Genomic DNA, 26,928 nt, shown 5'->3' with positions numbered 1-26,928 from the left:
TACAAGACGGCAGCCTGGACGCCATTCACAAAGCAATGTCCGGGTCGGAATCGCTGTGTTTCTGCCCCACCGGATCGCTGTTGGTCGGGGCGTTCGACTCGGCGTTGCCGCGTATATCCGGTGGCGGCGCCAGTTGCAGCAGTTCGCTGGTGTATTTCCATTCCTCGTAGACTCGCGCCGGGTCATCGTTGAGCCGGGTTCCATAGCTCGGCACGATCTGGTGCAGCTTTTCCTGCCAGGCCGGGGAGGCGACCTTGTCCTTGAAGACCCGCTGCATGACTTCAAGCATGATAGGCGCCGCTGTCGAGGCACCGGGGGATGCTCCGAGCAATCCGGCGATGCTGCCATCCTGCGAGGCGACCACCTCGGTACCGAGTTTGAGCACGCCGCCTTTCTCTTCATCGCGCTTGATCACCTGGACCCGCTGGCCGGCTTGCCAGAGGCGCCAGTCTTCCTGCTTGGCCTGGGGAAAGTATTCCTGCAAGGCCTTGAACCGGTCGTCGTCGGAAAGCATCAGCTGGCCGGCCAGATACTCCACCAGCGGGTACTGCTCGACGCCGACTCTGGTCATGGGCCAGATGTTGTGTGGCGTCATGCTGGTAAACAGGTCGAAGTACGAGCCTTCCTTGAGGAATTTGGTGGAGAAGGTCGCGAAAGGACCGAACAGGATGACGCGCTTGCCGTCCAGTACTCGGGTGTCCAAGTGCGGCACGGACATCGGTGGCGCGCCGGTGGAGGCTATCCCGTATGCCTTGGCCATATGTCGCTCGGCGATGGTGGGGTTCTCGGCAACCAGGAACGAGCCGCCGACCGGAAACCCTGCGTATTCCTTCGCTTCCTCGATGCCCGACTTCTGCAACAGATGCAACGCGCCACCTCCCGCGCCGATGAAAACGAACTTGGCGTCGGTGGCTGTCGTCTCACCGTCCTTGAGGTTCTTGTACTCCACGTGCCAGGAGCCATCGTCATTGCGGGTGATATCGCGGACTTCGCTGGAAAGCTTCAGGCTGAAATTGGCTTTGCTTTGCAAATATCCGACGTACTGACGAGTGATTTCACCAAAATTCACATCGGTGCCGATCGGCGTCCAGGTCGCCGCAAGTTTCTGGTTCGGGTCGCGGCCCTCCATCATCAGCGGCACCCATTTCTTGATCTGCTCCGGATCCTCCGAATATTGCATGGGCCGGAACAGCGGACTCGCTTGCAGCGCCTCATAGCGTTTCCTGAGGAACCTGATGTTGTCGTCCCCCCACACGAAACTCATGTGCGGCGTGGAATTGATGAATGACGGAGGGTTTTTCAGGACGTTGTTCTTGACCTGCCAAGCCAGGAACTGCCGGGTGATCTGGAAGGCTTCGTTGATCTCGATGGCTTTGGAAATATTGACGTTGCCTTGCTCGTCCATCGGTGTGTAGTTGAGTTCTGCCAACGCTGAGTGGCCGGTGCCGGCGTTGTTCCAGCCGTTGGAGCTTTCTTCGGCCACCGCGTCCAGGCGCTCGACCATCTCCATCGACCAGCCTGGCTCCAGCTCGTTGAGCCAGATGCCCAGCGTGGAACTCATGATTCCTCCGCCCACCAGCAGCACATCGACCTTTTTCGTTTCTGCGGCCTGGGCACCGGTGGCGCCCGATAGGACGACGGCGCTCACCAGGGCCGCGATAATCGTAGTGTTCATAGTTCGACCCTCGGCGACCGGGTGAGTCGCTCATTTACGAAATGACGCTCTGACCTTGGGTTGACCCGCCTCGGGAAAAAACTGTTCACGACCCGGCGCGAGAGAGTGACGAAAGGCAATTCGGCCTGGTTTGACGATCCTCGGGGGACGCGGCATAGTGTGCTCGTTTGTGTTTGTTGTCGCTCGTTTATGCAGGTTGCCAATGTCATGAGTTCCTTTAACGAAGCGTTTCCCGGCGAACGCCAGCGATTGATCAGCGAACGCCTCGCCCTGTATGGCCGGGTCATTGCGGCTGACTTGGCCGTCGAGTTCAACGTTTCGGAACACTCGATACGGCGCGATTTGGGCGCGCTGGCAGCGGCGGGCTTGTGCAAGCGCGTCTATGGCGGCGCGATTCGCCTGCCAGCGGCCGAGGCGCCTATTGATGTGCGGATTCACCAGGATTCGGCACGCAAGGGCACGCTTGGCCAGACGGCAGCCTCGCTGCTCATCGCCGGGCAGCACGTGTTCCTCGATGCCGGGTCGACCAACCTGGCCATCGCCCGCGCCATCGATCCGGAGCTGCGGTTGACCCTCTCCACCAACTCACCCTTGATCGCGGTGGAGCTGATGAAGCTGCCCCGCGCCGAAGTCATTCTGCTGGGCGGTCGCCTGAATCCTGTCGCAGGCGGAGCCATCGGGCTGGCGGCCGTCCAGCAATTGCGCCAGTTCAATTTCGACCTGTGCTTTGTCGGTGCCTGCGCCATCGACCCGGACAATGGGGTCACGGCGTTTGGCCTGGATGATGCGGAATTCAAACGCGCGGCGGTGGCGGCGAGCGGTCAAGTGGTGGTAGCGGTGACCAATGAAAAACTTTCCAGCGTTGCCCACTATCAGGTGGCCTCTTGCGAGGAAGTCACTGCGTTGGTGGTCGAGCACGACGCACCGCGGGAGCGACTCGAACCCTTTCTCAGCCGGATTTCCAAGGTCGTGACCGCCCCGATGCAGCGCTGACGCCGGGCAATGGGATACGAACCCATTGTCCGCCAGGCGATTTACGTCTAGTTTGCTGCCCAATCATAAGTACAAAAGTCAGGAGTCATCAATGCAACCGATTCGTCTCGGTCTGGTGGGCTACGGCAAGATCGCCCAGGATCAACACGTCCCCGCTATTCGCGCCAACCCCGCGTTCGAACTGGTGGCGGTCGCCACGCAAGGGCAGCCTTGCCCAGGGGCGGAGAATTTCCACTCCTTGGGCGAGCTGCTGGAAAACGGCCCGCACGTCGATGCAATCGCATTCTGCACGCCGCCACAAGGTCGGTTCGGGCTGGTCCGGCAAGCCTTGGCTGCCGGCAAGCACGTGCTGGTGGAAAAGCCGCCATGCGCGACATTGGGCGAAGCGATGGCCCTTGTCGACCTGGCGCGCGAGCAAGGCGTCAGCGGCCTCTACGCCTGGCATTCGCGCTATGCGCCCGGCATCGCAGCGGCTCGCGACTGGCTGGCCAGCCGTACGCTGCAAAGCGTCCGGATCGATTGGAAGGAAGACGTGCGCAAATGGCACCCGGGCCAGGCATGGATCTGGCAACCCGGTGGCCTGGGCGTCTTTGATCCCGGCATCAATGCCCTGTCGATTGCTACCCATCTGCTGCCGCTGTCGCTGTTCGTCGAGTCGGCCGAACTGCGCGTCCCCGACAACTGCCAGTCACCGATTGCCGCGAGCATCAAGATGGCGGACGCGCGCCAGCTCGATATCCGTGCCGAGTTTGACTTCGACCATGGTCATGACGAACTTTGGAGCATTGAGATTCGCTGCGCCGAAGGCGTCCTGCGGCTCGACAATGGCGGCGCGCTGCTAAGTATCGACGGCGTCCGCCAGACGGTGTCGGAGGAGGGCGAGTACGCAGCGGTGTACCGGCATTTCCAACAGCTGATCAAGGACAAGGCCAGCGACATGGATTTGCAACCGCTACGCCTGGTCGCGGACAGCTTCTTCGTGGGCAGCCGGACCCTGGTCGAACCGTTTTACGATTGATAGAACATGTGGCGAGGAAGCTTGCTACCTCGCCACAGGGTTTCGCGTAGGCGCGCCTAGCCCAAATCCTGCGCCCGATGTCGCTCCGGCACCTGGCTCGTTTCATCGCCCCAGGTCCGGTTGACCCGCTGGCCGCGCATCACCGCAGGCCGGTTGGCGATTTCCTCGGCCCAGCGCTGCACATGGATGTATTCGTGGGCCGAGAGGAACTGCGCGGCTGAATACACGTTGTTGCGCACTAGTTGCCCGTACCAGGGCCAGACCGCGATGTCGGCGATGGTGTACTGGTCGCCCGCCAGGTATTGGTTTTCGGCCAGGCGACGGTCCAGCACATCCAGTTGGCGCTTGGCTTCCATGGTGAAGCGATTGATCGGGTACTCGAGTTTTTCCGGCGCGTAAGCGTAGAAATGCCCGAAACCGCCGCCCAGGTACGGCGCCGAACCCATCTGCCAGAACAGCCAGTTCAAGGTTTCGGTGCGGCCGGCCGGGTCGGAGGGCAGCAGCGCGCCAAATTTTTCCGCCAGGTAAAGCAGGATCGACCCGGACTCGAAGACGCGGATCGCTGGCTCGACGCTGCGATCCAGCAGGGCCGGAATCTTCGAGTTTGGATTGACCTCGACAAAACCGCTGGAAAACTGGTCGCCTTCGCCGATGCGAATCAGCCAGGCGTCGTATTCCGCGCCGGTGTGCCCGAGCGCCAGCAACTCTTCGAGCAGGATCGTGACTTTGACGCCGTTGGGCGTCGCCAGTGAATAGAGCTGCAACGGGTGCTCGCCGACCGGCAAGGTTTTTTCGTGGGTCGGCCCGGCGACCGGGCGGTTGATGCTGGCAAACTGGCCGCCCGAGGGGGCCTCGTGCTTCCAGATTTTTGGGGGAACGTAAGACGCTTTGCTCATGAGACGTACCTTATCGTTTGAATGCACTGATCCTGGGACGAAGCCTTGGCACATTTGCACAATGGCTCGCGTCGAGAAATGGACTCTAATCCAAGGGCGATTTGTCAGGCGAACAACGGCGGTTGATTGTCTGTATCTCCTTCAGTAATAGATAAGCCGGACAAGGGCTTTTTGGCGCCAAAAATTAAACGCTCTTTGATTGCGCCAGGACCCAGGCGTCGAGGTCATTCCATTTCCTGAAACAGTGGATTTCAATCCATGCGTATTCCTGCGCCGTGGCTTTGGGCAGAAGATGGCTTCACCCACCGCATGCCCTGTCCTAAGGCGTGACGGACCCTCCCTGACCACAGCGCACTGACCCAGCTGCAAAGCCGGGGCGCAAGGAGTAGCCGATGAACGAAGCCTCGAAAGCACAACCTTCGCCCTGGCACGAAGGCGAGTTGACCTTGCAGCGCTCCGTTGGCGCGGTGGACATGATGGCCGGTGTCGGCCAGCGGCAACTGGCACGCACCTGGATGCCCGATCAGCACCGTGAGTTCTACGCCCAATTGCCCTTCGTGGTGCTGGGCGCGGTGGATCGTCAAGGCGATGTCTGGGCGACGCTGCGCACCGGGCAGCCCGGCTTCATGAGTTCACCGGATCCGCAAACGCTGCACATCAATATCGAGCCGCAGCCGAGCGATCCAGCCCAGGAAGGCATGGGCGAGGGCGATGCCATCGGCATGCTGGGTATCGAGTTGCACACCCGTCGACGTAACCGCATGAACGGTGTCGTGCGCCGCGAGCTTGACCAGGGCCTGGAGATCTCGGTGAGCCAGGCCTATGGCAACTGCCCGCGCTACATCAACCTGCGCCAATACAGATTTGTCGGTGAGCAACCTGCCGTCTCGCGTGAACTGGAGGTGGATGATGCCTTGGTTCGTCGGCTGGTCACGGCGGCCGATTCGTTCTACATCGCCACCTACGTGATCCGAGACGGCGAACGGCAGGTCGATGCTTCACACCGTGGCGGCAAGTCCGGTTTTGTGCACATGGACGAGGACGGGACGCTGACCATCCCGGATTTTTCCGGGAATCTGTTTTTCAACACGTTGGGCAATATCCTGCTGAATCCGCGTGCAGGGCTGGTGTTCGTCGACTTTGAAACCGGCGACCTGTTGCAACTGAGCGGTTGCGCCGAGGTGTTGCTGGATGACCCGCAGATCGCCGCGTTCCAGGGCGCCGAGCGGTTGTTGCGTGTTACTCCGCAACGCGTGGTCTACCGGCCCGCAGCGATACCGTTGCGCTGGAAGGACCAGGACGAAGGTGACTCGCCCAATTCGCTGATGACCGGCAGTTGGGAGCAAACCGCGGAGCGCTTGCAGGCCGAAGCCCTGCGAACCCAATGGCGTGCGCTGCAGGTCACTCGGACGGTGGATGAAAGCCCCGGCATCCGCTCCCTTTATCTGCAAACCACCGACGGGGCCGGTTTGCCACGGTTCGAAGCCGGACAGCATTTGCCAGTGCGAGTATTGCTGGATGGGCAGAAAATTCCGTCGATCCGCACCTACAGCGTGTCCAGCGCGCCGTCGGATGATTTCCTGCGCATTAGCGTCAAGCGCGATGGCGTGGTGTCTTCGCACTTGCATGAACAGGTTCAGGCGGCCCATGAAATTGAGGCGCGGGCGCCCCAAGGCCACTTCACCGTCGACCCCATCGAGCGCCGCCCGTTGGTACTACTGGCAGCGGGCGTTGGCATCACGCCGTTGCTGTCGATGTTGCGCGAGGTGGTCTACCAAGGGAAACGCATCAGCCGCATGCGTTCGGTCTGGCTGGTACAAAGCGCCCGTCACGTGGCCGATCTGGCCTTTCGCAAAGAGATCGACGAGCTGGCGGCCCGTGCCGGTGACAAGTTGCGGGTGTTGCGCGTGGTCAGCCAACCGCCCACCGACGGCAGCGCCGGGCAAGGTTACGACGTGTCCGGCAGAATCGATGTGGCGCTGCTCAAGCAATGGCTGCCGCTGGACGACTACGACTTCTATTTGTGCGGGCCGGGCGGCTTTACCCAGGCGCTGTATGACGGCCTGCGCAGCCTGCGCATTCCCGATGAGCGCATCCATGCGGAAACCTTTGGCCCGTCTACGCTGGTGCGCGATATCGAGGTCCGTGTGCCGGTGGCCGAGCAGGTGCCGGCGGCGAGTGAAACGGTGAAAGTGCTGTTCGCCAGCTCGGCCAAGGAAGCGCGCTGGGAGCCGGGTAGCGGGACGCTGCTGGAGTTGGCCGAGGCCCGGGGCCTGAACCCGGAATTCAGTTGCCGCGGCGGTTCCTGTGGCACCTGTAGAACCCGCATGACCCAAGGCCAGGTGCATTACTTGACCCAGCCCGTCGAGCCGGTCGCCGACGGCGAAGTGCTGATTTGTTGCGCGGTACCGGCCGAGGGCAGTGAGCCTTTGGTGCTGGAGGTTTAACGCGCGGCGGTGGCGCTGCGTCGACCGCGGGCTTCATCACGCATCACCATCCAGATGCCGACGGCAGACACCGCCATCCCCAACGCCATGAGCCACGACAACGGCTCGTCGAACATTGCCCAGGCCCACAGCATCGTAATGGGCGGGCTCAGGTAGAGAACGCTGGCGACACGGGTGGCTGTCGCCCGGCGCAGGCACAACCAATAGAGCCCGTATCCGCCCATCGTCGACAACCCCGCCGTCCATACGACGCTCAGCACAAAGCCAGTACTGGGTATCGGCGCGAGGCTGCCCTGTACGCCCTCGATAAGCGCGAACGCCAGGCCGCTGACGCAACATTGCAGCCAGAGATTGGGCAGCAGGCCAATCGATTGCGAGGCCGGAAGCTGCTTTTGCCACAAGGTCGCAGCAGCGAGCGAGAGCATGCCGAGCAACGGCAACCCATAAGCCCACAAAGGCGCGTCGCCCCAGGCCAACGCGCCTTGGGTGCCGAGGGCAACACCGCTCAGGCCGATGGCCAAGCCCGCCCAGACTGCCGGCGCCAAACGCTGTCCCAGCACGCCGGCAGCCAACAGTGCCAGGCCTATCGGCAGCAAGTCGGCAAACAGCGCGGCCAGGCCTGCCGGAACACCCAGGGCGATGCCTTGGGTGATACCGGCCAGATAACCCGCCATCGCTAGCAGGCCGATACCGGCGTTCTTCAAGAATGCGGCGAAGGGGATTCGTCGCAGCTGGCCGACGACGAAGGGAAACAGGATCAGCGTGACCAGGACGCAGCGCCAGAACACCACGAGCAACGGCGGCGCGTAATCGATGGAGAAGCGCGCGCCGACGAAGCCTGAGCTCCAGGCCAGGACCAGCGCCGCTTCCAGCAAGGGCAACGGAATCAGCCAATACAAGCTGGGCGTGGCAGGGCAAGTGATCGATTTGGGCGAGTTCATGGTCACAGGCTACGAAAGCCGGCTAATCTAATAAATCAAAATATCTTGCAGTAGTCGTTCACGAAGGATGAATCATGGCAGCCATACTGGATATCGAGCTGATACGAACCTTTCATGCGGTCGCGCGAATAGGCAAATTCAGCGCTGCCGCGCAGCAACTTCACAAGAGCCCGGCGGCGGTCAGCGTGCACATCCAGCGACTGGAAGCGGTCGCCGGTGGCCGGCTGCTGGACCGTGACAATCAAGCGGTCTCCCTGACCGCGTTGGGCAAGCGCCTGCTCGTTTCCACGACGGAACTGCTCACGACCCATGACCGGGTGTTGGCCGACTTGCACGGCACGCGGCTGGCGGGACGGATCACCTTGGGGGTGCCCGACGAATACGCCGGCCATGTCATCCGCGACATTGTCCCAACGTTCACCGCAGCCTGGCCGAACGTCATTCTCGAGCTCAAGACCGCCCCCAGCTATGCCCTGCGTGAGCAGGTCCAGCGCGGCAAGCTCCAGGCCGCCGTGCTCACCCAGCCGAAGGACCCGCGCAACGCTGAGGTTGAGTTCCTCGTCACCACGACACCGGTCTGGGTCGCGGCGCTTCACGCGACGGCGAATTTGACCGAGCCGCTGGCGCTGGCCGTGCACGCGGCGCAATGCCCTTACCGACAGGTCATGCTGCAAGCGCTCCGGCAAAGCGGGCGCAAGGTGCGAATCGTCCTCGAAAGCCCTTCCAACCAGGCCGTCAAGGCCTGCGTGGAGGCCGGGTTGGCGATCAGCCTGATCGACCGCGGTCGGGTGACGGAAAACATGCGGATCCTTGATGAGCTGCCGGTGATCCCGGACCACGACGTGGTGTTCATGCGATCCCAGGCGTCCCGCGACGATGAAGCGGTGGACTTGCTTGGCCAGGCCATCCAGCAGCGCTTTCGGCTGTAGGGCAGCACGCTATCACGTGGCGTTGGCTTTGGATGTCGAGGTCTGTCCAGACTGCGCCGACAGCGGGACATCGAACACCCGATCGAATCCCCATTGAAAAACCAGCGAGTAAAAGAAGAAAAACACAAACAATCCCAGATTGGTTACCAGCGCCAGCCACAGGCTGATGCCTAGCCACGCGGCAATCACCGGAGTAAGGATCAGCGTCAAACCGCCTTCGAACCCCAAGGAGTGCAACAACCGCCGTTGCCAGTTGCGCTGACGGTTGTGCTGGCGGCGCTCCCACCATTCGAACGCGCTGTTGAATAGCATGTTCCAGCCCAGCGCGACGGCAGATATCACCAAGGACAGCAAGGTGGAATAACCCATGCCTTGCTGGTAGATCAGCGTCAGCGCCGGTGCCACGAACAGGACACCGCCCGCTTCGTAGAGTATGGCCTGGAGGATTTTGCGAGGTGCGCCTTGCATCGGTAGTCTCCGGATCTTGGGGGCAGGAGCACAGCCTCGCGAGTTGAGCGTGCGCGCACAATTGAGCTAAATTGAGCCTCGCTCAACGTGAGTAACGCTTGCGCCCATGTTTGCCAAATTGCCCCTTACCGCCTTGCGCGGCTTCGAGTCTGCCGCACGGCTAGGCAGTTTCAAGGCTGCCGCCCAGGAGCTGAACATCAGCGCCGCGGCGATCTCCCATCAGATCAAGAATCTCGAAACCTTACTGGGCGTGCGCCTGTTCGAACGCTCCAGCCAAAGCGTTCGCCTGAGCGTCGATGGTGAGCGCCTGCACACCTACGTCCACCGGGCGCTGCTCGATATCCAGCAGGGCCTGCAAGTGTTGTCCCCGTCCTGCGTGGCGCAATCGCTGGTGGTGAGCACCACGCCGGCCTTCGCCAGCCTGTGGTTGATCCCACGGCTCGGAGGGTTTTATCGCTTGCACCCGGACATCAGCGTCCGGCTGCACAGCAGTAACGAGGTGGTGGACCTGCGGCGTGACGCGAGCATCGACCTGGCGATTCGCGCCCTGTTCAAACCTGATCCGCAACTGGTCGAGCAGCCACTGCTGGATGAGTATTTCGGCGTGTATTGTCGTCCCGACTGGCAACCGCCTGCTACGGGGGCGCCCGTTGAATTGATCGATGTGCCGTGGTTGAGCAGCTCCGCCGTCACGGTCGATTGGCCGGCCTGGTGCGCCAAGGCCGGCATTGGCGATTGGTTGGAGAGCGCCCGTCTGCGGCGTTATGACGAGGAACAGCATGCCTTGCAGGCAGCCATCGTCGGACACGGATTGGTGTTGGCCAGCCAGGTACTGGTTGCCGAAGCTGTCGCGCGCGGCCAGTTGATCGCCTATCGCCCGGAGATTCGCCTCGCGGGCGCGCGTTACACCTTGGTGTGTGTGCCCGGGCGAGAGCGGCAGCCGGCGGTGCGGGCGTTCAGTGAATGGTTGCTTGCGCAGGGCGCGCTTGGCGGTTGAATGTTCGTCGCGCCAATCGCCTTTATTCCTCGGACGGTCTCATGTGAAAAATGGTGTAGGGCAGGATCAACGTATCGGCGACGAAACTCAAGGGCAGGTCGATGGCCGCGAACGGCGCGAATGCACTGGCGAACGTTGAGTTATCCTCTGTCACCGCCTCCTTGAGCACCTGGTAATCGAAATACACGCCGCAATACGGGCTGACACCGCAAAGGCCGCCGGTGCCGAAGGTTTCGTTGGCGGTCGCGCATCCCGTCAGCAGTGCGATGATTAGAGCCGTTCCGATGATGCGCATGGCATTCCCTCGTTGTTGGTGCGCGACTGTAGCATCGCCGAGGGGCGGCCCGACATATGAATCGAAATACCCCACAAAGCCAACGCCAGCGCACTGATCGACCCTCCTAGCAGACTGACCGCCGTCCAGCCCCAAAGCGCATACACCTGAGTGGCGGCGGCAGCCCCGAGCGCGCTGCCGATCGAATAGAACCACATGTAGGCGCCGACCATGCGACTTTGTGCGTCGGGGCGGGCGGCGAAAATAAGGCTTTGGTTGGTGACGTGCACGGCTTGCACGGCGAAGTCGAGCAAGATCACCCCGCAGACCAAGGCCACCAGCGAGCTTTCGGCAAAGGCGATAGGCAGCCAGGACAGCACCAAGAGCCCCAGCGACAGGCCGGTTACACGTCGTCCGAAACCTCGGTCGGCCCAGCGACCGGCTCTCCTGGCCGCCAGGGCACCGGCGACACCGGCCAGGCCAAACAGGCCGATAGCGGTGTGGGAAAGTGACAGCGGCGGGGCGCTCAACGGTAGGACCATGGCGGTCCACAACACGGAAAAGGCGGCGAAGATCAGCAAGGCGAACAGACCCCTGATTCGCAAGGCCGGTTCGGTCAAGAACAGCTTGAACATCGACCCGATCAGCGCAGGGTAGGATTGTCGGTGGCGGGGCGACGTTGTGGCAGGAATCACTTTGCAGAACACCGCGGCGATGAGCAGCATCAGCCCCGAGGACACGAAATAAACCGCACGCCAGCCTGCCAGGTCGGCAATCAATCCTGAGGTAAACCGTGCCAGAAGAATGCCCAGCACAATCGCGCTGGTAATAGTGCCCACCGCCTGCCCGCGTTGCGATGGCGCCGACAGCGTGGCGGCGTAGGCGACCAGCACCTGGACGACCACTGCCAATAGCCCCGTCACGATCATGGCGCTTAGCAGGACCCACCAATGGCGTGATGCGCCGACCGCCGCCAACGCAACCACGGACAGCGCAACGAGCGTCAAAATCAGTTTCCGGGGATTGACCTTGTCCCCCAGTGGCACAATGAACAGCAGTCCGAGCGCGTATCCGATCTGAGTCGCCGTTACCACGATACCGATCAACCCGGGGGCGACGTCCAGGCTTTGCGCTATCGAGGCGAGCAAGGGTTGCGCGAAGTAGACGTTGGCGACAGCGAGGGCGCACGTGACTGAAAACAGTAAAGTGAGCGTCGCTGACAAGCCTCGGTTCACGTCGGTGTATGCGGTCATGCGCGCCTCCATGGTGTAATCTGGTTGCAATTGAATACCTGATTGGGTTTTTGCTGGTTTAGGTTTTAAATTGCAACTACTTTGACCAAGTGCAGGCCAGACATGATGTTGAAAGATGCTCCATCACATAACAGCGAGTGCCCGGTCTCCCGGTCCTTGGAGGTCATTGGCGATCGCTGGTCGCTGATGATCATTCGCGATGCCTTCGATGGCATCCGCCGATTCAGTGAGTTCCAGAAGAACCTTGGCGTGGCCAAGAACATCTTGGCGTCGCGCCTGAAAGCCTTGGTCGAGGTCGGCGTGTTCGCCGTGCGACCTGCCTCGGATGGAAGCGCCTACAAGGAGTATGTCCTGACGGAAAAAGGACAGGAGATCTTCCCGGTCGTGGTCAGCTTGAGGCAGTGGGGCGAGCGGTTCCTGTTCGCGCCGCAAGAGACGCGTTCGGAGCTGTTGGACAACGCATCCGGACAGCCGCTGATGCCGATCGAGGTTCGCTCCTCGAGCGGCCAGAAGGTCCAATCCTGGGATTGTCACCGGGCAAGACGGATAGGCGACGAGCCTTGAGGCCAGGCCTGTTTTCTACTGTTGGGTCGGTTGTTCATAGCGCCGCTGGATGCGCGCCAGTTCACCGGACTGGCGCAGTTGCTCCAACGCGCGGGTCCATGCGGCGATCAGTTCGTCGTCACTGCCAGTGTTGAAAGCGATGTACAGCGAGGAGCGATAAAGCTCGATGGGGATTTTGCGCAGGGTGCCGGGGGCGATGCTCAACTGCCGACTGTAGTAAGCCACTCCCGCAGCGGTGTCGCCGACAATGATGTTGGTTCGCCCGGCCAGCAGCATGCGGTAGAGCAGTTTGCTTTCGGTTGCGCTTTTGTCCAGGTTATTGAAACCCAGTGATTGCAGCATCTGGGGCACCAGGCCGGCATGCCGCGTGGTGACCTGCGGGGCCCGCAGTAACTGCTCCAGGGAGTTGATCGGCGGCGAACTGGACAGTTGATAGGCGTGGATGGATTCTTCGACGAGTGGCCCGACCCACTTGTACAACGGTTCGCGCTCCGGTGTGCGGAACAACGAATACATGATGGTCTTGGGCCGGTTCTTCAATACCTGCGTGGCGCGCATGCTCGGTTGCAACGATATTTCGAAGTCGTCTCCGGTCAGCGTCATGATGGCCCGGACAATTTCCGTGGTCATGCCGGTGAGCTGATTGTTTTCCATGTAGTTGTAGGGAGCCCATTCCTCAGTCACGACTTGATAGGGCTCGGCTGCGTTCGCTGAGCCGAGCAATAGACAAAGCAGCGCTGCGGCAGGCATCGAATACTTCACATGTTCTCCCGATGGGTGGTCCCCTGTTCTTATGCGAACCCAATACAAGCATAGACCCAATCAAATGGCTGACGTCGGCTGTGGCGCCGTTATGAGAACGGTCCCTCAGTTGCCTGGGGAGAATCAGCCAGATGCATTCACTGTGGGACGTCGTGAATCAGGCTCTGGCACAATTGGCTAGCCGGGGAGTCCTCGCGTCTATTTTGCTGCCGTTGAAAAGGTTGGAAGTGTGAACGAACAAACGTTGTCCATGCGCCTGGAGCGCGTGGCGAGGCATGTGCCGGCAGGGGCACGCCTGGCCGACATCGGCTCGGACCATGGTTACCTGCCGGTAGCATTGATCAACCGTGGCGTAATCACGGCGGCGCTGGCTGGCGAGGTGGCAGTGACGCCGTTCCGCTCGGCCGAACGCGCGGTGCGCGAAAGCGGACTGGACGCGAAAATCAGCGTGCGCCTGGCCAACGGCCTGGCGGCCATCGAGCCTGGGGACGGCATCACGGCGATCAGTCTGTGCGGCATGGGCGGCGAGACGATTCGCGACATTCTCGACGCTGGTAAGGGCCGCTTGAGTGGCCGGGAACGTTTGATCCTGCAACCCAACGGCGGCGAGCAGCCACTGCGTCAATGGTTGATGGACAACGATTACCGCATCGTGAGCGAGGAAGTGCTGCGAGAGAAGCGCTTCTACTACGAAATCATCGTCGCCGAGCGCGACGGGCCGGTGGCATACACCGCCGAAGAGCTGTACTTCGGCCCGTTGCAACTGCAGGCTCGAAGCCCGGTATTCCTGGCCAAGTGGCAGCGCCTGCTACGACTCAAGCAAAAGACCTTGGTCAGTTTTGCCCAGGCGCAGCAGGCCGTGGCCGAAGAGAAGGTGCAGGATATGGCGCTTCAGGTCCGCTGGATCAGCGAGCTGTTGGCGTGAGCCATTGGTTCAGCCAATCGATCACTGGCCGGCCGCGTCCTGTTTCAGTACCAGCAGCTGATAGACGCCTGACTCGTTCTCAATCCCATGGGTGTCATGGGTGAAGCCGGGGAATGAGCGGTCAAAGTTTTCCAACGCCTTGAGGTAGGTCAGTATCGGCCCGTCCGCAGGTCCTGCGTTTTCCCCTGGCATCAGCAGGGGAATCCCCGGCGGGTACGGGACGATTCCCGTTGCCGCGATCCGGCCGGCGGCTTCGTCCAAGGTCACTGTTTCGATCTCGTTCCTGACCAGTTTTTCATACGCCTCCACCGGGCTGAACTGCGCCTTGGGCAGCATGCCGAAGGCCTGGGCCATGGCGGCGGTGGTCTTGGTTTTTTTCATGGCGGCGAAGATCTCTTCAGCCAGGTCCTTGAGACCCATGCCCGCGTAGCGTTGCTGGTTGGCACTCAGCAAGTCGGGCAGGCACATCTCCAGTTCCAGGTTCTCATCGTAGTCGCGCTTGAAGTCGAGCAGGGCGTTGACCAAGGTGCCCCATTTGCCTTTGGTGATGCCGATGGAAAACAGGAACAGGATGGTGAAGTCGGTGGTTTTCTCGACCACGATACCCTGGGTGCCCAAGTAGGCGCTGAGCACACACGCCGGAATGCCGAAGTCCAGCAGGTTGCCGTCATCGCCCATTCCGGGGCTGAGGACCGAGACCTTGATCGGATCGAGCATGCAGTAGCCGTCCTCAATGTCACCGAAGCCGTGCCAGACCTCATTGGGGTGCAGCACCCAGCAACTCGGATCAGCCTTGAGCCTGGCCGGATCGACCTCGTGAAACGGTATCGCCCGTCCATCCACCTGCACCGATGGCGTTTGCCAGCAGGAGAAGAACCAGTCGTCATGGCTGAACATCTCGCTTTGCATATGCGAGATGACCTGGCGGAAGGCGACGGCTTCCTCGATCGCTTCGCTGGTCAGGATCTGCCCGCTGGGCGCCTCCATCATGGCCGAGCTGACATCGCACGAGGCCATGATCGCGTAATTGGGCGAGGTGGAAGCATGCATCATGTACGACTCGTTGAAGCGCCCATGAGGAATCGGGTTACGCCCGTTGCGCACGTGGATCATCGAGGCCTGGGACAGCGCCGCGAGCAATTTATGCGTGGACTGGGTGGCGAACACGGTCGGTTTCGACGGGTCGTGATCGTCCGGACTGCCGTGCATGGCAAAGCGGTCCTTGTACAACGGATTGAACCGCGCATAGCCGTACCAGGCTTCGTCGAAATGCAGCCTGTCGACACTTTGCCCCAGCAGTTCCTCGACGCGGGTGACGTTATAGGTCAGGCCATCGTAAGTGGAGTTGGTGATGATGGCGTGCACCGGCGTCGGGTCGATGTGGCTCTTGACCAGTGGATTGCTGGCGATGGCGGCCTTCACGCCTTCGGCGCTGAGGGTCTGTGGCAGGATCGGGCCAATGATGCCGAAGCGGTTGCGGGTCGGCACCAGATAGGTCGGAATGGCCCCGGACAGGGTCATCGCGTGCTCTGCGGATTTGTGGCAGTTGCGATCACACAGCGCGATCTGGTCGCGCGTCACGCTGGCCATGAGGATGACCCGGTTGGACATCGACGAGCCATTGGTGACGTAGTAGGTGCGATGCGCGCCGAACACCTTGGCGGCATAGCGCTCGCCCTGGCCGATAGGGCCGCTGTGGTCGAGCAACGAACCCAGTTCGCCGACGGAAATCGACAGGTCCGAGCGCAGCAGGTTTTCACCGAAGAACTCGTAGAACGCCCGGCCCGCCGTGCTTTTCAGAAAAGCCGTGCCACCGGCATGCCCCGGTGTGTGCCAGGAATACTCGTAGCTGCGGGCGAACTTCAGCAGGGCGCCGAACATCGGCGGCAGTACCGCCTGGCGATAGCGCTCGATGGCGGCCAGGATCCGTCCGCTGAGGAAGCGGCTGGTGTCTTCCGGCAGCCAGATGAAGTCGTCGGCATGTTGCATGACGATCAGCGGTACGTTGGAGGCGGTGCTGCGATCGCTGATCAGGAAGACCGGCACCCGGGTGTTGCGTTCGCGCAGCGCGGTGAGCAAGTCGATGCATTCGCGGTGGTCTTCGCTGGTGTCTATTTCCCAACTGAGCAGCACACACTGGATCGCCGGGTCGGAGCTCAGGATCGACTTGGCATCGCTCAGGTTTTCGGAGGTCAGCACACTGACGGCGCGGTCTTCCACATCGCTTATCAACTGGATCAGCGCTCGACCGAACACGCTGCGCTTGTCTGGCGCGTTGGACACCAGCAAGGCCAGCATCCCCAATAGATTTCGCTGTTCCGTCATGGCAAGGCCTCCTGGTTGGCCGTCTTCAGGTGGTTGACGGGAATGGGCTCGCCAACGATGTGCTGCGCCGCGACGGTCTGGGTCGGTACGCTATTGTTCAACGCTTCAAGACGGATCAGGCGGGTATTGACGTAACCGAACAGCGTATAGCCGACGATGACCGCCACGCCGCCCAGCATCAGCGCCTGTTCCCCCGAGCTGTACAGCGCCAGGTAGCTGTAGGCCGCGGCGACGCCCGCGACAATGTTGGTGACCAGTGCTTTGTTGGCCGGGACATTCGAGACTTTTTGCAGGGTCATCAGCGTCGCCATGGAGAGGATGTAGGGCACCAGGTTGGTGACCACGGCGAGGTTCACCAAGGTGTCGAATTGCTTGGCGAGGTCGGGACTGATGGTCAGCAATGCCAACGCTGTCTGCATCGCCAGCAAGATCAGCATGCTGATGATCGGCACGCCGTGCTTGTTGGCCTTGGCGAAGATCGGCAGGAAGTACCCGGTGTCCGCCGAACTCTTGAAGACCTGGGCGACGGTGAACTGCCAGCCGAGCAGCGAGCCGACACACGCCATGACCATCAGGCCCATGACGATATTCCCCACCAGCGGCGTGAACATCTTGGCGAAGACCAGGCCGAACGGCGCAGTGGATGAGACCAGCTCGGCGTTGTCGACGATGCCGGCGATGACATTGGTTGAAACGATGTAGATCACCGCCGCGCCCAGCGTGCCGCCGAGGACCGCAATCGGCACGTTTTTCTCGGGGTTTTCCACCGCGTCGCCGTTGGCGCACGCCGACTCCAACCCCAGGAACGCCCAAAGGGTGATCGCCACGGAAGCGCCGGCCGCCTCGTACCAGTTCATGTCGTGAGGGTTCCAACCGGCTGCGTAGATGCTGCTGTCGAACCAGAACCAACCGACCGTCGAAACCAGCACCACCGGGGCTATCACGCCCCACACTGTCACGGCGCCAATCTTGCCGGTAATGCGTGCCCCGCCGAAATTGGCAAAGGTGGTCAGCCACAATAATGCGATGGTTGCCAGGCCGACCTGCAGCGAGTCGAGCTGGATACTGAAGAGCGTCTGGATATAGCCGACGGCGGTGATGCTGATCGCCACGTTGGCAATCAGCAGCGAAAGGCCGTAGGTGTAGTTGGTGATGTAGTTGCCGGACTTGCCGAAGGTGTATTCAGCGTATCCGCCCATGCCGCCGGTCTTGCGGCTGAGCATGCCGCAGCGGGCAAAGGCGTAGGCCAATGCGAGCGAGCCCGTGGCTGTGATCAGCCAGGAAAGGATCGAAATACCGCCCACTTCGGCGAGCTTGGTCGGCAGCAGCACGATGCCGGACCCTAGCATATTGACGGCAGTCAGCATGGTCAGCTGCCCCACGCTCATTTTCTTGGCAGCTGACATTCCCTTGCCTCGCATTAGAAAGTGAAGGGTTTAAGCTATAGCAGAGGTTTTTTGTTAAGCAAGGAAAGGCCGGGCCGTTACCTTCACCCCCTCAACCGTGTTGCTGTTCAGCCGTCGAGCAAGGTCATCACCTGAGCGTCGTATCGCGCGCCCGCCACGGCTCCTTGGGCGCCGAAAATTTCATCCAGATGATTCAATTCATCGGTGTTCAGGGAAACCCCGATCGCGGCTACGTTGCTCTCCAAATACTTGCGCTGTTTCGTTCCTGGGATCGGGATCACGTTGCTCCCTTGGGCCAGTACCCAGGCCAGGGCCAATTGCGAGGCGCTGATGTCTTTCTGCGCAGCCAACGCCTTGACTCGCTCGACCAGCTCGAGGTTGCGATAGAAATTGTCGGCCTCGAAGCGTGGATTGAAGCGGCGATAGTCATCGGCGGCAAAATCCTCCGGGGCCTTCAGTTCGCCCGTCAGGAAACCGCGACCCAATGGGCTATAGGCGACGAAGGCGATCCCCAGGCGCCGGCAGGTTTCCAGCACGCCGTTGTGCTCGGGCTCCCTGGACCACAGCGAGTATTCGCTTTGCACGGCCGCCAAAGGATGCACCGCATGCGCCCGCTGGATCGTCTCGGCGCTGGCTTCCGAGAGACCGATGTGGCGCACCTTGCCGGCCTTGACCAATTCTGCCATGGCGCCAACCGTTTCTTCTACCGGCACCTGCGGGTCAATGCGGTGTTGGTAATAGAGGTCCAGGTAATCGGTATCGAGGCGCTTGAGACTGCCGTCGACGGACTGTCGGACGTAATCGGGGTGGCCGTTGACGCCCCGGGCGTGGGGGTCTTCGCTGCGCACCAGGCCGAACTTGCTCGCCAGGTAGATCCCTTCACGCTTGCCACGCAAGGCTTGCCCGAGCAGTGTCTCGTTGGTGTAAGGCCCATACATGTCGGCGGTATCGAACAGCGTCACGCCCAGCTCCACGGCGCGGTGGAGCGTAGCAATGGCTTCTTGCGGGTCGATCCCGGTGGTGTAGAAGTCCGACATGCCCATGCAGCCCAGGCCGATGGCGCTGACGTGTGGGCCGTTTTGGCCGAGTTGGCGAGTGATCATGCGGTTGACTCCGAAGAAATGAATGACAGGGCCAGTGTCCCGTACATGAATTTCTGGATAAACCCGGCAATTCTGGTTTAACTATTCGTGATTTCTGAACAGTGAGTGTCGTTATGGACCGATTACACGCCATGCAGGTGTTCCGGCGCATTGTTGAATTGGGCGGTTTTGGCAAGGCGGCCGATGATCTTGGCTTGCCACGAGCCACGGTCAGCCTGTTGATTCAACAACTCGAAGGTCATCTGGGCGTGCAACTGCTACAGCGCACGACGCGGCAAGTGCGCGCCACGCTCGATGGCCAAGCCTATTACCAGCGCTGCGGCCAATTGCTGGACGAATTGGACGATCTCGAAGGCTCTCTGTCTGCGCAACGCAGCCAGCCTCGCGGCACCTTGCGGGTGGACATGCCCATCGCGTTCGGCTGCACCTGGATCGTGCCGAACCTGCCGGACTTTTATCGGCGCTATCCGCAGTTGCAACTGGACATCGGTTTTCATGACCGCCAGGTGCACTTGCAGCGCGAGGGCGTGGACTGCGCAATCCGCGCCGGCAACATCACTGACCAGGCATTGGTGGCGCGGCCAGTCGTGCGCTTGTCCCAGCTCACCTGCGCCAGCCCCGGTTACCTGGCTCGCGCCGGAACGCCGCTGCGACCGGAGGATTTGACTGCGCACCAGGCCATCGGCTTTGCATCCGGCGGCGGACGATTTTTTCCATTTGAATTCGAAGTCGCAGGGCAGGTGCGCGAGTTGCAACTACCGGGCGAACTGACCGTCAACAATGCCGACGCCTACGTCACGGCCTGTGAAGCCGGGTTCGGTTTGGTCCAGGTGCCGCGCTATCACGTCCAACGGCAGCTGGCCGAGGGCCGGCTGATAGAGGTGCTGAAAGACCATCCGGTGCCGTTATGGCCGATTTCAATGGTCTACCCACCGCATCGACAACTGTCGCCCCGGGTACGGGTGTTTATCGATTGGGTGATCGAGTTGCTGCATGGCGTGGCGGATGCGCAGGGGGAACTGATGGTGAAGATATAGCCGAAGATCCTGGGCCAACGAAAATATCGGAACTAACGCCTTGGCAGCGCGATCATTTTCCTAGCGTCATCAACGCAACCCTGATCGCCTTCTCACCGGATAACGATCAGGGCCGCTGAACGAAAAGGAGTTGCCAATGACCGTTACCGCTCATCCCCTCTACCGAAGCACGCCAGGACCGCTCCACGCGGTCTTGCTGGCCGGCACCGTTCCCCTGTTTCTCGGTGCGCTATTGAGCGACATCGCTTACTTCAAGACCTACCAGATCCAATGGAGCAATTTCGCCTCCTGGCTGATTGCCGGTGGGCTGGTGTTTTGTGGACTGGCGCTGGTGTTCGCCCTGGTCAATCTGCTCCGGGCCGAACGCAAGGCCGGGCGTCCGCTGGCGTACTTCCTGCTGTTGCTGGTCACTTGGGTCCTCGGGTTGGTCAACGCTTTCGAACACGCCAAGGACGCCTGGGCCATCATGCCCCAAGGCCTCGTGCTGTCTGTCATCGCGACGCTGCTGGCCTGCGTGGCGGCGTGGATCGGCCTTACCAACCTGCGTTCGGGAGGTGAGCAATGAAACCGCGCATCGCATTGACTGCCTTGAGCATGGCGCTGCTGCTGAGCGCTTGCGGAGGAGAAGGGGACGCGACCCAGGCACTGGGTCCCGACCCTAAATTGCCAGAGCCCCAGCGTGGCCTGTTGCCCAGCATGAAAATCGCCGAGCCGGTGGCGTGGGGAGACCAGAAGCCGACGGTGCCCCAAGGCTACGACATCACCGCCATTGCGACCGATCTGAAGATTCCGCGTCAAACGCTGGTCTTGCCAAACGGCGACATTATTGTCGCCGAGGGCCGTGGCGGAAACGCCGCGAAGCTCAAGCCCAAGGACGTGATTGCCAGCGTCATCAAGGCCAAGGGCAACACCCAGGTCAAGGGCGGCAATCGCCTCACGTTGTTGCGCGATGCAGATGGCGACGGCACTTACGAACTCAAGACGGTCTTCGCCGAAAACCTCAATGCGCCGTATGGCCTGGCGTTTGCCAACGGCAAGCTGTACGTGGCGAACCAGGATGCGCTGGTTCGCTTTGATTACGCAGACGGCCAGACCAAGGCCAGCGGTCCGCCCGTCAAGGTCACCGACCTGCCGTCGGCGATCAACCACCACTGGACCAAGGCCTTGACCGCCAGCCCCGACGGCCGCTCGCTGTACGTCGGCATAGGCTCGAACAGCAACGTCACCGAGCGCGGCATGGAAGTTGAGATCGACCGGGCCATGGTCTGGCAGATCGACGCCGAGACGGGCGCCCACAAACCCTACGCGACCGGTCTGCGTAATCCGACGGCGCTCAAGGTCGAGCCTGGCTCCGGGCAGTTGTGGACGGTGGTCAACGAACGCGACGAGTTGGGCCCCGACCTGGTGCCGGATTACCTGACCTCGGTGCGCGAAGGCGCGTTCTATGGCTGGCCCTATAGCTATTGGGGGCAGAACGTCGACCCGCGCGCGCAACCGCAGGATCCGCAAAAAGTCGCCGCTGCGGTCAAGCCCGACTACAGCCTCGGGTCCCACGTCGCCGCGCTCGGTGTCGATTTCTCGATTCCCGCCATGGGCGAACAGTTCGCCGAAGGCGCATTCGTCGGCGAGCACGGCAGCTGGAACCGTGATCAGCCGGTGGGCTACAAAGTGATCTTCGTGCCGTTCCGCGACGGTCGCCCTGCGGGTGAGGCGGTGGACTTCGCCACGGGCTTCCGCGGTTCCGATGGCAAGACCCGTGGGCGTCCCGTCGGTGTGACGGTCGATCCTCGAGGTGCGTTGATCATTGCTGATGACCTGGCGAACACCGTGTGGAGGGTCACGCGCAAGCCATAGTGCATGAGGCCCGGGGCGCACCGTCGCCCCGGCCTATCCCGCTGGTTTTGCAAGTTCGCGCAAAACCCCGACAGTCCCCGCAACATCACCAAAGCCCGTTAACCCTCGTTGCGCGACAGTGAAGCCGTCAATCACGACAGCGCGCCGGCGAATACCTCGTCGGCTGTAAACGAGGAGAACGACCATGAGCGATTTCAAACACAACATCCCTAACGAAGTGGAAGGCAAAGTCGCGCTGGTGACCGGCGCCGCCAGCGGTATTGGCAAGGCTATCGCCCTGATGCTGCATACCCGTGGCGCCAAGGTGATTGCCGAGGACATCAACCCCGCCGTCAACGAGCTGGCCCGTCCGGGGCTGGTGCCGCTGGTGGCCGACATCGCCGAGGACGGCGCCGCCGAGCGCGCGGTGGGCCTGGCGGTCGAGCAGTTCGGCCGGCTGGACATCCTGGTCAATAACGCCGGGATCATCATCAACAAGTTGGTCGTCGACATGACGCGCCAGGACTGGGAACGCATCCAGGCCGTCAACGCCACCGCGGCGTTCCTGCATTCACGCGAGGCGGTCAAGGCGATGATGCCCAACAAGTCGGGGGCCATCGTCAACATTGCCTCCTACGCCTCCTATTTTGCTTTCCCGACCATTGCCGCCTACACCGCGTCCAAGGGAGCACTGGCGCAGCTGACTCGCACGTTGGCGCTGGAAGTCATCGAGCATGGCATTCGCGTCAATGCGGTCGGTGTCGGCGATGTGGTCACCAATATTCTCAATGACGTGGTGGAAGATGGCGCGGCGTTCCTCGCCCAGCACGGTGAAGCAGCCCCTATCGGCCGCGCCGCGCAGCCGGAAGAAATCGCCGAGGTGGTCGCCTTCCTGGCGTCCGACCGCGCCAGTTTCATGGTCGGTTCGGTGGTCATGGCCGATGGCGGCATGACCGTCACCGCTGGCTGATCTTGCGGAGCGGGAGCGACCGCTGAGAGCCCGACCGGCGCACACACCTCGGGCGCCGGTCGGGCCGCTAAAGCAGAATATCCTCCGGACCCCGGATTGCCGCTTCAATCCGTGTTCCCGTCAAGCGTTCCTCGTTGGAAAAACCATCGTAGTCAGCCAGGCCACCGAAGCGAATGCCCGTGAGTGATTCAATCTGGTCGACGCTGTGCCGGTAGGTTTTAAGCGCGCCGAATACCAGTTGAAGTTTCCCGAGCTCGCGCTGCTGGTCAATCATATAGGCACTGGCGGATGGCTTGCCGTCGTCGCTGAGAAATGCCACGACTTTCCAGAATGCGGTGGGAATTTGTACGTCTCTGTAGGTGGGATCATCCTCACGGAACAGTGGCCCGGTGAACACCGTCGCTCTGCCTTTCCACCGGCGGGTGTTGTCGAGAATGTAGTCCTCAAGCTCCAACCAGGTTTTCTGATTGAAGGCCGCCATTTGCGGCGAGCAGTTGGTGAAGTGGAACGTGTCGCCATTGGCCGTGTGTGCCTCTTGTCCCCAGTTCGGATCCTGGCGCCTGACGAGGTGGCCGCGATCCAACAGGTTGTCGGCGTAGAGTGCTTCGCCGATCTGTGCGTCGCTGGGCAGCCGACCGTCATAGGCCCAGGCATCGCGCTTGCGGTCGATTTCGACACTGCTGGCGCCGTCGATGTTGACCCCCGCAACGAGCGCCAACCGTCGATGCCGCGACATCGTGATAGAGAAATGGGTGTAATCCAGGCGGTTACCGGTGTTGCCTGTTGAATAGGCGTCCTTTGCCTGCTCGGCATCAAGGGCAGGCCAGGGCACCATGAACTCGCCGAGGAAATCGCTGCGGTATCCCTCTCGGTTTTCCAACTGCGTTGCCGGGGTGACCCTGGGGTCCGTCGGCGGGCGCAGCTCATTGGCGACGGGTTGCACGGGCTGAACGAGCGGCTTGAGGTCCGCCAGTCGTGGTCGATGGGACACATTTATCGGTGATGCTGATGACGGCACGGGCGCTTCCTCGCTGGGCTGATAAACGTTGCTACGAGCGGGCTCGGTAGCGACCATCATGCCGTAGGCACCGTGAAGCTTTGATGATGTGTTCCTTCCAAATGGCCCTAGCATTGCCAGCTTGAGCGGTTATTGGATAACGATGTAGAGCCTGTCGATGTCGTCGCCCGCCTGGGCGTCTTTGGCACGGTGGGTGACATGGGACAGCTGCAGCGACAGGTCCTTGGCCGGGCCCGACAGAACTTCAGAAAGCGGGGCCCGTGCCGACTCAAGGGTATCGCCTATAGTTTGTGCAACAACAGCGACCCCGTTTTCCGCGACCGGAACACTGATCATGAGCCAATCTTCTTCTCATCCAACCTTCAAATCCCTTGGTTGCGCCGAATGTCGCAACCATGAGGTGCTGGGGTTTGATTTCACCATGGCTTTCCAGCCGATCTTCAATGTCCGCACGCGCACGGCGTTTGCCTATGAGGCGTTGGTCAGGGGGCTGAATGGCGAATCGGCAGCCCATATCCTCGGGCTTGTAAATGACAGCAACCGCTATCGGTTCGACCAGGCCTGCCGAGTGAAGGCGATCGAAGAATCTGCGAGGCTGGGGATCCTCGACATCCCCGATTGCTTGCTCAGCATCAACTTCCTACCCAACGCCGTGTACCGGGCCGAGACCTGTATACGGGCGACATTGGAGGCCGCGCGCCAATCGGATTTTCCATCGAACAGGCTCATGTTCGAAGTGACCGAAGGCGAGCGGGTGGACGATCCTGACCATCTGAAGTCGATTTTCCTGGAATACGAACGCCAGGGTTTCACCACCGCCATTGACGATTTCGGTTCAGGCTATTCGGGCCTCAACCTGTTGGCGCTTTTCCAACCCCAGGTATTGAAAATCGACATGGCGTTGACCCGTGACATCGACCAGGACCCCGTCAAGCGCGCCATCGTCGAGGGCATTATCCTGGTCGCCAGTCGCCTGGGCATCATCGTCATCGCCGAGGGCATCGAGACGCGGGAAGAAAGCGCAACGTTGCTGGCAATGGGAATCGAGCTGATGCAGGGGTATCTCTATGCCCGGCCCGAGATAGGTCGGCTGGCGGTTGGCTGCTTCGATTAGTCGGTAGTCCTGGTATTGGCGGCGCAGGCATCACCGCAACGCAGCGGTGGGCCTGCTTTCGCCAGATAGGCTTGAATCGCCGTCAGGCCTGTTGGTCATCACTCGACAATGGCGGCGTGCGCGGCGGGATCATTCGTTTCGAGCCCATCGACTCGAACGCCGAGGCCAGCTGCAACAGCTTTGAATCGTCATAGGCTCGGCCGGCGAATGTCAGCCCTACAGGCATGCCGATGTCCGCCATCACGCCCATCGGCACGGTGACGGTGGGCACACCCAGGTGGCGGATGGCGAGGTTGCCGTTGGCGACCCAAACCCCGTTGCTCCAGGCGATGTCGGCAGATACCGGATTGACGTCCGCGTCCGCTGGGCCGACGTCGGCCACGGTGGGGAAGATCACCGCATCCAGGCCGAGCCGCTGCATCCAGTCTTCGAGATCGATCCGGCGTGTCTCTTCGAGTCCACGCAAACCGTCAGGCAAGGTGGGAATCTGGTCCCACGGCGTGATGCCGCGCTGGGCCATCTTCACGTATTCGTCCATGCCGGCGGCCAGGTCATCCTCGCGGTTGGGCAGGGTGCCGGGATCGTGAGGAAAAATCAGCGGTCCGTCGACGTCAGCCAGGCGATTGAGTTTCGGATCGCCATTGGCCCGCAGGAAATCATCGAATGCCCAGGCCGACAGATCCCATAATTCATGGTGGAGGAATTCCTTTGACACCAGGCCGCGAGTGAAGACGGTCGGTGCGCCAGGGCGATCGCCCTCGCAGTTGGACACCAACGGGAAATCCACTTCGATCACTTCCGCGCCTTGGGCCTCCAACGCCTTGCGGGCCTCTTCCCAGAGGGCAATCACCGACGCACGAGTGATGATTCGTTGACCGGTCGGGCCGCCGATTCCCGGCTTTTGCGCGGTGCCCGCTTGCGGGTCGGCGTTGATGTACATGCGCGGGACGCCGAAACGGATGCCGGCCAGCGTATCCGGTTGGGCGGCGAGGCTTTGGTACGAGGCGGGACGAATCGAGTCCACGGGCGGAATCGGTACCCAAGGCTGCAGGCGCCAAAGGTCTCCGCGAGTATCGGGATCATTCGCCACCACCACGTCCAATACTTCGAGCAGGTCGGCCATGGTCCTGGCGTAGGGCACGACGACGTCCATGGTTGGCGTCAACGGCCAGTTGCCCCGCACCGATATCACCCCGCGCGAAGGGGTGTAGGCACACAAGCCATTGTTCGAGGCCGGGCCGCGTCCGCTCGACCAGGTTTCTTCAGCCAGGCCGAAAGCGGCGAAACTGGCGGCAGTGGCGGTGCCCGCACCGTTTGAAGAGCCCGAGGCGAACGGCGCGGTGAGGTAATTGCCGTTGTACGGGCTTTCAGCGCGGCCATACACGCCGCGCTGCATCCCGCCGTTCGCCATCGGCGGCATGTTGGTCTTGCCTAGGCAGATGGCCCCGGCGCCACGCAGTCGTTCAATGGTAAAGGCGTCGCGATAGGCAACCAGATCCTTGAACGCCGGGCTTCCGGAGGCGGCGGTCAGCCCCTTTACCAGGTAGCTGTCCTTGGCGGTGTAGGGAATGCCGTCGAGCGGGCCCAACGTCTGGCCCTTGGCCCGACGGGCATCGGACGCCCGCGCTTCGTCCAGCGCATCGGGGTTGCGAACCACCACCGCATTCAGGGCGGTGGAGGTGTCCGGGCCGTCGTAGGCGGCGATCCGGGCAAGGTACGCCTGGACCAGCTCAACCGCCGTGGCCTGGCCGGATTCGAGCGCAGCCCGGAGCTGGGCAATCGAGATTTCGGTGATTTCAATCATGTTGTTATCGCTGCGGCTGGGCGAATGACGTGATGCGAGTCGTTCGAACGATAGGTCCGGTGCTCACGTCTTTCGAAATGGGTTCTGACATCGGGTGGAGACTCTACTACGAGAGCGCGATTGGAGGGCACTAGCGTTCACAAGAATAATGATGACCTGTGGCAAGGGCGCCTGTG

24 protein-coding genes and 1 pseudogene are annotated in these 26,928 nt (G+C 61.5%); 12 read left to right on the top strand and 13 right to left on the bottom strand.

Features of this window, described 5'->3' with window-relative positions; translation table 11 throughout:
• Positions 1-25: 25 nt before the first annotated feature.
• Positions 26-1,675, bottom strand: coding sequence for a malate dehydrogenase (quinone) (gene mqo / locus J3P82_RS14035; protein ID WP_434557374.1), 1,650 nt, complete (start codon positions 1,673-1,675; stop codon positions 26-28).
• Between the two features lie 207 nt (positions 1,676-1,882).
• Between mqo and J3P82_RS14030 the strand changes: the two genes are divergently transcribed.
• Positions 1,883-2,668 carry a DeoR/GlpR family DNA-binding transcription regulator gene (locus tag J3P82_RS14030; RefSeq protein ID WP_434557373.1) on the top strand — a complete coding sequence of 262 codons (786 nt, stop codon included), beginning with the start codon at positions 1,883-1,885 and terminating at the stop codon, positions 2,666-2,668.
• A 91-nt stretch (positions 2,669-2,759) separates the two neighbouring features.
• Positions 2,760-3,686 carry a Gfo/Idh/MocA family protein gene (locus tag J3P82_RS14025; protein WP_434557372.1) on the top strand — a complete coding sequence of 309 codons (927 nt, stop codon included), beginning with the start codon at positions 2,760-2,762 and terminating at the stop codon, positions 3,684-3,686.
• Positions 3,687-3,742: 56 nt separating this feature from the next.
• Here the strand turns inward: J3P82_RS14025 and yghU are convergent, their stop codons facing one another.
• Positions 3,743-4,582: a glutathione-dependent disulfide-bond oxidoreductase gene (gene yghU, locus J3P82_RS14020; RefSeq protein WP_434557371.1), complete on the bottom strand. Its 840-nt coding sequence runs from the start codon at positions 4,580-4,582 to the stop codon at positions 3,743-3,745.
• Positions 4,583-4,974: 392 nt separating this feature from the next.
• Between yghU and J3P82_RS14015 the strand changes: the two genes are divergently transcribed.
• Complete coding sequence (locus tag J3P82_RS14015; protein WP_434557370.1) at positions 4,975-7,029, top strand: 2Fe-2S iron-sulfur cluster-binding protein; 2,055 nt, start codon at positions 4,975-4,977, stop codon at positions 7,027-7,029.
• Here J3P82_RS14015 and J3P82_RS14010 read toward each other — a convergent pair.
• Entirely contained in the window at positions 7,026-7,970 is a 945-nt protein-coding gene (locus J3P82_RS14010) for a DMT family transporter (protein ID WP_434557369.1), read from the bottom strand. The two genes, J3P82_RS14015 and J3P82_RS14010, sit on opposite strands and share 4 nt — an antisense overlap.
• Positions 7,971-8,044: 74 nt before the next feature.
• On the opposite strand from J3P82_RS14010, the gene J3P82_RS14005 reads away from it, so the two are divergent.
• On the top strand, positions 8,045-8,899 hold the full coding sequence (locus J3P82_RS14005; protein WP_434557368.1) for a LysR family transcriptional regulator: 855 nt from the start codon (positions 8,045-8,047) through the stop codon (positions 8,897-8,899).
• Between the two features lie 12 nt (positions 8,900-8,911).
• Here the strand turns inward: J3P82_RS14005 and J3P82_RS14000 are convergent, their stop codons facing one another.
• A complete protein-coding gene (locus J3P82_RS14000) occupies positions 8,912-9,367 on the bottom strand; it encodes a PACE efflux transporter (RefSeq protein WP_434557367.1) in 456 nt (151 codons plus the stop codon).
• Positions 9,368-9,473: 106 nt separating this feature from the next.
• Between J3P82_RS14000 and J3P82_RS13995 the strand changes: the two genes are divergently transcribed.
• Positions 9,474-10,364: a LysR substrate-binding domain-containing protein gene (locus tag J3P82_RS13995; RefSeq protein WP_434557366.1), complete on the top strand. Its 891-nt coding sequence runs from the start codon at positions 9,474-9,476 to the stop codon at positions 10,362-10,364.
• A 22-nt stretch (positions 10,365-10,386) separates the two neighbouring features.
• On the opposite strand, the gene J3P82_RS13990 is transcribed toward J3P82_RS13995, so the two are convergent.
• Positions 10,387-10,659, bottom strand: a complete 273-nt coding sequence (locus J3P82_RS13990; protein ID WP_186642823.1) for a YceK/YidQ family lipoprotein — start codon at positions 10,657-10,659, stop codon at positions 10,387-10,389.
• Entirely contained in the window at positions 10,635-11,891 is a 1,257-nt protein-coding gene (locus J3P82_RS13985; RefSeq protein WP_434557365.1) for an MFS transporter, read from the bottom strand. The genes J3P82_RS13990 and J3P82_RS13985 overlap by 25 nt, the downstream gene beginning before the upstream one ends.
• Positions 11,892-11,996: 105 nt before the next feature.
• Between J3P82_RS13985 and J3P82_RS13980 the strand changes: the two genes are divergently transcribed.
• Positions 11,997-12,455, top strand: coding sequence for a winged helix-turn-helix transcriptional regulator (locus J3P82_RS13980; protein ID WP_434563827.1), 459 nt, complete (start codon positions 11,997-11,999; stop codon positions 12,453-12,455).
• Between the two features lie 15 nt (positions 12,456-12,470).
• Here J3P82_RS13980 and J3P82_RS13975 read toward each other — a convergent pair whose 3' ends face one another.
• A complete protein-coding gene (locus J3P82_RS13975) occupies positions 12,471-13,205 on the bottom strand; it encodes a substrate-binding periplasmic protein (protein ID WP_434563825.1) in 735 nt (244 codons plus the stop codon).
• A 241-nt stretch (positions 13,206-13,446) separates the two neighbouring features.
• Between J3P82_RS13975 and J3P82_RS13970 the strand changes: the two genes are divergently transcribed.
• A complete protein-coding gene (locus tag J3P82_RS13970; RefSeq protein WP_434557364.1) occupies positions 13,447-14,142 on the top strand; it encodes a tRNA (adenine(22)-N(1))-methyltransferase in 696 nt (231 codons plus the stop codon).
• 21 nt (positions 14,143-14,163) lie between these two features.
• Here the strand turns inward: J3P82_RS13970 and J3P82_RS13965 are convergent, their stop codons facing one another.
• The 3 genes from J3P82_RS13965 to J3P82_RS13955 all read right to left on the bottom strand — a co-directional run bounded on the left by J3P82_RS13965 (position 14,164) and on the right by J3P82_RS13955 (position 18,976).
• Complete coding sequence (locus J3P82_RS13965) at positions 14,164-16,467, bottom strand: Orn/Lys/Arg decarboxylase N-terminal domain-containing protein (protein ID WP_434557363.1); 2,304 nt, start codon at positions 16,465-16,467, stop codon at positions 14,164-14,166.
• The gene (gene potE / locus J3P82_RS13960; protein ID WP_434557362.1) at positions 16,464-17,873 is read right to left on the bottom strand and encodes a putrescine-ornithine antiporter; all 1,410 of its coding nucleotides are present in this window, start codon (positions 17,871-17,873) and stop codon (positions 16,464-16,466) included. Before potE ends, J3P82_RS13965 begins: the two co-directional genes overlap by 4 nt.
• A gap of 107 nt (positions 17,874-17,980) precedes the next feature.
• Positions 17,981-18,976: an aldo/keto reductase gene (locus tag J3P82_RS13955; protein ID WP_434557361.1), complete on the bottom strand. Its 996-nt coding sequence runs from the start codon at positions 18,974-18,976 to the stop codon at positions 17,981-17,983.
• 113 nt (positions 18,977-19,089) lie between these two features.
• Between J3P82_RS13955 and J3P82_RS13950 the strand changes: the two genes are divergently transcribed.
• The 4 genes from J3P82_RS13950 to J3P82_RS13935 all read left to right on the top strand — a co-directional run bounded on the left by J3P82_RS13950 (position 19,090) and on the right by J3P82_RS13935 (position 22,816).
• Positions 19,090-20,013: a LysR family transcriptional regulator gene (locus J3P82_RS13950; protein WP_434557360.1), complete on the top strand. Its 924-nt coding sequence runs from the start codon at positions 19,090-19,092 to the stop codon at positions 20,011-20,013.
• Positions 20,014-20,149: 136 nt separating this feature from the next.
• Positions 20,150-20,578 carry a DUF2231 domain-containing protein gene (locus J3P82_RS13945; protein WP_434557359.1) on the top strand — a complete coding sequence of 143 codons (429 nt, stop codon included), beginning with the start codon at positions 20,150-20,152 and terminating at the stop codon, positions 20,576-20,578.
• On the top strand, positions 20,575-21,867 hold the full coding sequence (locus tag J3P82_RS13940; protein ID WP_434557358.1) for a PQQ-dependent sugar dehydrogenase: 1,293 nt from the start codon (positions 20,575-20,577) through the stop codon (positions 21,865-21,867). The genes J3P82_RS13945 and J3P82_RS13940 overlap by 4 nt, the downstream gene beginning before the upstream one ends.
• Positions 21,868-22,051: 184 nt before the next feature.
• Positions 22,052-22,816 carry an SDR family NAD(P)-dependent oxidoreductase gene (locus J3P82_RS13935; RefSeq protein ID WP_434557357.1) on the top strand — a complete coding sequence of 255 codons (765 nt, stop codon included), beginning with the start codon at positions 22,052-22,054 and terminating at the stop codon, positions 22,814-22,816.
• A 67-nt stretch (positions 22,817-22,883) separates the two neighbouring features.
• On the opposite strand, the gene J3P82_RS13930 is transcribed toward J3P82_RS13935, so the two are convergent.
• Both J3P82_RS13930 and J3P82_RS13925 read right to left on the bottom strand, forming a co-directional pair.
• A complete protein-coding gene (locus J3P82_RS13930) occupies positions 22,884-23,894 on the bottom strand; it encodes a DNA/RNA non-specific endonuclease (RefSeq protein WP_434557356.1) in 1,011 nt (336 codons plus the stop codon).
• Between the two features lie 69 nt (positions 23,895-23,963).
• Positions 23,964-24,077: pseudogene (locus J3P82_RS13925) on the bottom strand (hypothetical protein); the annotation flags it as partial.
• Positions 24,078-24,168: 91 nt separating this feature from the next.
• Here J3P82_RS13925 and J3P82_RS13920 point away from each other — a divergent pair.
• A complete protein-coding gene (locus tag J3P82_RS13920; RefSeq protein ID WP_434557355.1) occupies positions 24,169-24,948 on the top strand; it encodes an EAL domain-containing protein in 780 nt (259 codons plus the stop codon).
• An 82-nt stretch (positions 24,949-25,030) separates the two neighbouring features.
• Here J3P82_RS13920 and J3P82_RS13915 read toward each other — a convergent pair whose 3' ends face one another.
• A complete protein-coding gene (locus J3P82_RS13915; protein ID WP_434557354.1) occupies positions 25,031-26,752 on the bottom strand; it encodes an amidase in 1,722 nt (573 codons plus the stop codon).
• Positions 26,753-26,928 lie beyond the last annotated feature (176 nt).

It is taken from the genome of Pseudomonas sp. Z4-20 (assembly GCF_051131955.1).
In the GTDB taxonomy this organism is placed as follows: Bacteria; Pseudomonadota; Gammaproteobacteria; order Pseudomonadales; family Pseudomonadaceae; genus Aquipseudomonas; species Aquipseudomonas marvdashtae.
The sequence above is the reverse complement of the archived record's forward strand: the minus strand, read 5'-3'. Positions and strand labels throughout refer to the sequence as shown.